The 4,217-nt window shown below is 71.3% G+C and carries 8 protein-coding genes; 3 read left to right on the top strand and 5 right to left on the bottom strand.

The window, feature by feature from the left end:
- Both ACFE60_RS17990 and ACFE60_RS17985 read left to right on the top strand, forming a co-directional pair.
- The coding region (locus tag ACFE60_RS17990) for a carbohydrate ABC transporter permease (RefSeq protein ID WP_375390227.1) at positions 1-381 on the top strand (381 nt) is incomplete at its 5' end.
- A 7-nt stretch (positions 382-388) separates the two neighbouring features.
- Positions 389-1,294, top strand: coding sequence for a carbohydrate ABC transporter permease (locus ACFE60_RS17985; protein WP_375390226.1), 906 nt, complete (start codon positions 389-391; stop codon positions 1,292-1,294).
- A 78-nt stretch (positions 1,295-1,372) separates the two neighbouring features.
- Here the strand turns inward: ACFE60_RS17985 and ACFE60_RS17980 are convergent, their stop codons facing one another.
- The 5 genes from ACFE60_RS17980 to ACFE60_RS17960 form a co-directional block, all read right to left on the bottom strand.
- Positions 1,373-2,239: a phytanoyl-CoA dioxygenase family protein gene (locus ACFE60_RS17980; protein ID WP_375390225.1), complete on the bottom strand. Its 867-nt coding sequence runs from the start codon at positions 2,237-2,239 to the stop codon at positions 1,373-1,375.
- Positions 2,240-2,400: 161 nt separating this feature from the next.
- Positions 2,401-2,721, bottom strand: a complete 321-nt coding sequence (locus ACFE60_RS17975) for a DMT family transporter (RefSeq protein WP_375390224.1) — start codon at positions 2,719-2,721, stop codon at positions 2,401-2,403.
- Positions 2,721-3,068 (bottom strand): DMT family transporter, encoded by a 348-nt coding sequence (locus ACFE60_RS17970; RefSeq protein ID WP_375390223.1) that lies wholly within the window; start codon positions 3,066-3,068, stop codon positions 2,721-2,723. Before ACFE60_RS17970 ends, ACFE60_RS17975 begins: the two co-directional genes overlap by 1 nt.
- A 4-nt stretch (positions 3,069-3,072) precedes the next feature.
- A complete protein-coding gene (locus tag ACFE60_RS17965; protein ID WP_375390222.1) occupies positions 3,073-3,600 on the bottom strand; it encodes a TetR/AcrR family transcriptional regulator in 528 nt (175 codons plus the stop codon).
- 28 nt (positions 3,601-3,628) lie between these two features.
- Complete coding sequence (locus ACFE60_RS17960; protein WP_375390221.1) at positions 3,629-3,871, bottom strand: DUF3263 domain-containing protein; 243 nt, start codon at positions 3,869-3,871, stop codon at positions 3,629-3,631.
- 10 nt (positions 3,872-3,881) lie between these two features.
- Between ACFE60_RS17960 and ACFE60_RS17955 the strand changes: the two genes are divergently transcribed.
- A partial coding sequence (locus ACFE60_RS17955; protein ID WP_375390220.1) for an acyl-CoA dehydrogenase family protein occupies positions 3,882-4,217 on the top strand: 336 nt, incomplete at its 3' end.

The following is a 4,217-nucleotide window of genomic DNA, read 5'->3' as shown; positions in this document are numbered from 1 at the left end:
GTCTGGTGGGTCTCCGGCTTCAACATGGTGATCCTGCTGGCGGGCCTGAAGGGCATCAACCCCGAGCTCTACGAGGCCGCCGCCATCGACGGCGCGGGCGCCGTCCGCCAGTTCTGGAGCGTCACCCTGCCGGGACTCCGGCCGGTGATGACGTTCGTCACCACCACGACGATCCTCAGCTCGGCGAACATGTTCGGGCAGTCGTACCTGCTCACCAAGGGCGCCCCCGGCACGAGCACCCGCACGGCGATCATGTACATCGCCGACGAGGGGCTCTCCCAGAACCAGATGGGAGCGGCCTCGGCGATGAGCTACGTCCTGTTCGCCGTCCTCGCGATCATCAGCATCATCAACTTCCGGCTCCAGGGCCGATCGGAGTGAGGACCGCATGACGACCACCGCTGCCTCCGCCACCGCCCACGCCGAGCAGAGGACCGGCACCGTCCGGGACTCGCGGCGCCGCCCGCCCGCCCGTCGCGTCTGGGGGAGGGTCGCGCTCTACGGCACCCTGATCATCGGCGCGCTGATGATCGTGCTGCCGCTGCTCTGGATCTTCCTCACCTCGTTCAAGACGGACGCGGACGCGATCGACAACCCGGCCGCGCCGCTTCCGAACCCGTTCTCGATCGAGGCGTACCAGACGCTGACGAGCGGCCAGCAGCCGATCCTCACCTGGTTCCTGAACAGCCTCGCCGCGGGAGCGCTGCAGACGGCGCTGATCGTGGTCACGGCCTCGATGGGCGCCTACGCGCTCGCCCGGCTCGACTTCCCTGGCAAGCGCGTCGTCTTCGGCGCGATCGTGCTCACGCTGTTCGTCCCGCCCGTCATCTTCCTGATCCCCAACTACCTGATCGTGCAGAACCTCGGGTGGCTGGACACGATCTGGGCGATCACGATCCCCGGGGCGGCGGGCGCGTTCGGCATCTTCTTCCTGCGGCAGTTCTTCATCAACCTGCCGCCGGAGATCGAGGAGGCGGCCCGGCTGGACGGGGCCGGCGACGTGCGGATCTTCACCCGGATCGTCCTGCCGCTGTCGCGGCCCGCGATCGCGACGCTCGCGGTGCTCAGCTTCCTGTCCAACTGGAACGACTTCCTCTGGCCGGTCTACGTGCTGCTGAGCCCCGAGCACCAGACCTTGCAGCCCGGGCTCGCCGTGCTGCAGGGTGCCTACTCGACCCACTACGGCATCGTGATGGCCGGTGCCGTCGTCGCGTCCGTCCCGGTGCTGATCCTGTTCACCCTGGCGCAGCGCCACATCGTGGAGAGCGTCGCCGCCTCCGGGCTGAAGGGCTGAGCCACGCGGGACCCGGACCGCGCAGCCGGCGCCGCTCGCCGGTGCAGCGCGGATCCGGGTCCTGCGCCGGGCCGGGTCTCAGGCGTCGCCCATCATCAGGCCCTCGATGTCGTGCTTCTGCTCGATCTGCTGCAGCTCGTCCACGACCGGGCACACCAGGTGGGATCGCACGCGGCGCGGAAGGGCGTCGGCGAACGCCGGCGTCATCGCCATCGCGTGGTGCTCGGCGTTGCCGGCGCCCGGTGCGTCGACGCCGAGGACCAGCACGGGCCGGGGCTGCGAGGACGTGTTCCTCGTCCCGTGGTGGATGGTCAGCGCGGACCGTGCGGAGATGTCGCCCATGCTCGGGTACTTCCGCACCGCCCGCGCCTCGTACTCCGGGTACAGGTCCTTCGGCGGGAACATCTCGTGGTCGAAGGACTCCGCGAGGTCGAACTGGGTGCCCGGCGCGATCTCGAACGGCCCCATCTCCTCGATCGTGTCGACCGCGGTCAGGTTGAAGGCGAGCGAGGTCAGGCGGCCGGTGCGCTTCGTCTCCTCCGGCATCCGGAAGTCGCGGTGCCACGGCTGGTCGAGCGCGCCCGGGAAGGGGATGTCGAAGCCGAGCTCGACGATCTCGTAGTCGGCGCCCAGCACCGCCTCGCAGACCCCGCGGACCCAGGGGTGGTCGACGAGGTCGATGAAGCCCCGCAGCTGCTCGGGGTGGATCTCGACGTAGAACCGCCGCCGGCCCCGGCCGACCGCGCCGCGCGGCACGCGGAGGGCCTGATGGAACGCCTTGTAGACGTCCTCGGCCATATCGACGACCCAGTCGCGGGAGAACGCGCCCTTCGCCGCGATGATGCCGTCGCCGTAGAGGCCCTCGATCCATCGGACCGCCTCCTCGGAGGCGCCCTCGGGGATCGGCAGGGTGGCCGGTCGGCCCACGCTCAGGGTGTCGGTCATGGTCGTCCTCCGGCGGGTTCGATGGTCGGATCGGGAGCGTAGGCGGCGAGACCGTGTCCGCACTGTGGGCGGGTCGCGCGCCGGGACCGACGGTGCTGCGTTCCGCGCACCCCTGTCGCAGCGCCGTGCGCCACCGGTCGGAGGGTCCTCGGCGCGGTGGATCAGTGCGCGGCGCCGAGCTCGATCAGCAGCACGCCTCCGGCGATCAGCGCGACGCCCAGGGACATCAGGGCGGTCAGCGGCTCCTTGAACAGCAGCCGGCTCGCGACGGCGGTGATGGCGACGCCGGAGGCGGCCCAGATGCCGTAGGCGACGCCCAGCGGCATCCCGGCGCTCAGGCTGAGGCCGAGGAAGGTGAAGGCCGCGAGGTACCCGATCACGACGCCGGCGTACCAGCGCGGTCGCCCGTGGGTCGCGACCCGGAGGGCGAGCGTCGCGGTGACCTCGACGACGATCGCGCCGATCAGCAGCAGCGCGGCCATCAGCGACGCGCCTCCCGCCGGCTCGCCGCGCGCTGCGAGCCGAGCTCGACCGTGAGCACCCCCGCGATGACGAGCACGATGCCCGCAAGCATCACGGGGTTCAACATCTCGCCGAACAGGACGGCGGAGGCGCCGGCGGTCAGCGCGACGCCGGTCGCGCCCCAGATGCCGTACGCGACGCCGAGCGCCATGCCCGCCTTCAGCACGAGCGTGAGCAGCACGAAGGCCGCTGCGTACCCCAGCACCGTGACGACGTACCAGGCGGGCTGGTCGAGCGCCGCACGCAGGGCCAGGGAGGCGGTGACCTCGGTGAGCACCGCGAGCGCGAGGAGGAGCCACTTCCGCACGGCGTCAGCGCTCCAGGATCCCGCGCGCCGCGGCGCGGACGACCGCCCGCTCGTCCTCCGCCGGCGGCATCATGCCGCTCGCCGTCGCGAACCAGGCGCCGTCCGCGAGCAGCCGGACAGCGGCGATGCGGCCGCGCTCGTCGGCCGGCAGGCCGGGCGAGACACCGAACCAGGGCTCGAACCGGGCGCACCATCGCTCGGTGAGCGGCACCCGCAGCCGCGGGTCGGCCACCATCACGAGATCGGCCGGGTCGAGCGCGGGCGAGAGGCACCAGTCCAGGTAGGTCAGCACCCGCTCCCGCGGTGTCGCCCGGCCGGGCTCCGCCGGCAGGCGCGCGTCGAGCTCTGCCTCCCACCGGTCGACCACGCGGTCGACGAGGGCGAGCATGAGCGCCGCCTTCGTGGGGAAGTGGTGCATGAGACCGGCCTTCGTCAGCCCGACCGCGTTCGCCACGGAATCGAGCGAGACGGAGCCGCCGGTGCGCAGCAGCGCGAGCGCGCTATCGATCGCGGTGTCGCGTGTCGATGCCACGGAGGCAACCTACCATCCGGAAGGGAGTTCATCGGTACGGCGCGAACGCCCGCTGCTGCTCGCGGCGGCGCACGGACGCCCGCTCGATCCGCGCCGCGAGCCGGGGATATCGATCGAGGACCGCCTGCTGCCGGACGAGCCGGTCGAGGCGCTGGTAGTAGAGGGCCGGGCTCATGCCCAGCCGGTGGATGATCGCGTCGTTCTTGAGGCCGGTGCGGCGAGGGTGGGTGTCCTCGAACTCGAGCAGCCGGATGTCTGCGTGGGTCAACATGTTCGGAAGTATGTTCGACACCTCCGACACTCCCTCCGATCAGGCCGGAAGCGCCGGATGGAGGCGCGTCGCAGCGACCCTGCGCACCGCGGCGGTAGGCGCATCGGGCGCTTCCCCCGCGCCGGCCGGCAACGTCGCCAAGCTGTTCTCGACCATCAGTTATCAGCGTGCGGCCGGTCAGCTGCAAGAGGTGTCCGGCGTCGCCGGAATCCTGGCACACGACGCGGGTAGTGCACTGGCCTCGGCGGCCGGCGGCGAATTTGAGCGCACGGTCCGCCACTCCGCCGTCACGACGATCCAGGGAGGTACGAGCGAAATCCAGCGCAACCACATCGCGCAGCACGGG

The sequence above is a fragment of the uncultured Amnibacterium sp. genome, from assembly GCF_964245895.1.
Lineage (GTDB): Bacteria > Actinomycetota > Actinomycetes > Actinomycetales > Microbacteriaceae > Amnibacterium.
The sequence above is the reverse complement of the archived record's forward strand: the minus strand, read 5'-3'. Positions and strand labels throughout refer to the sequence as shown.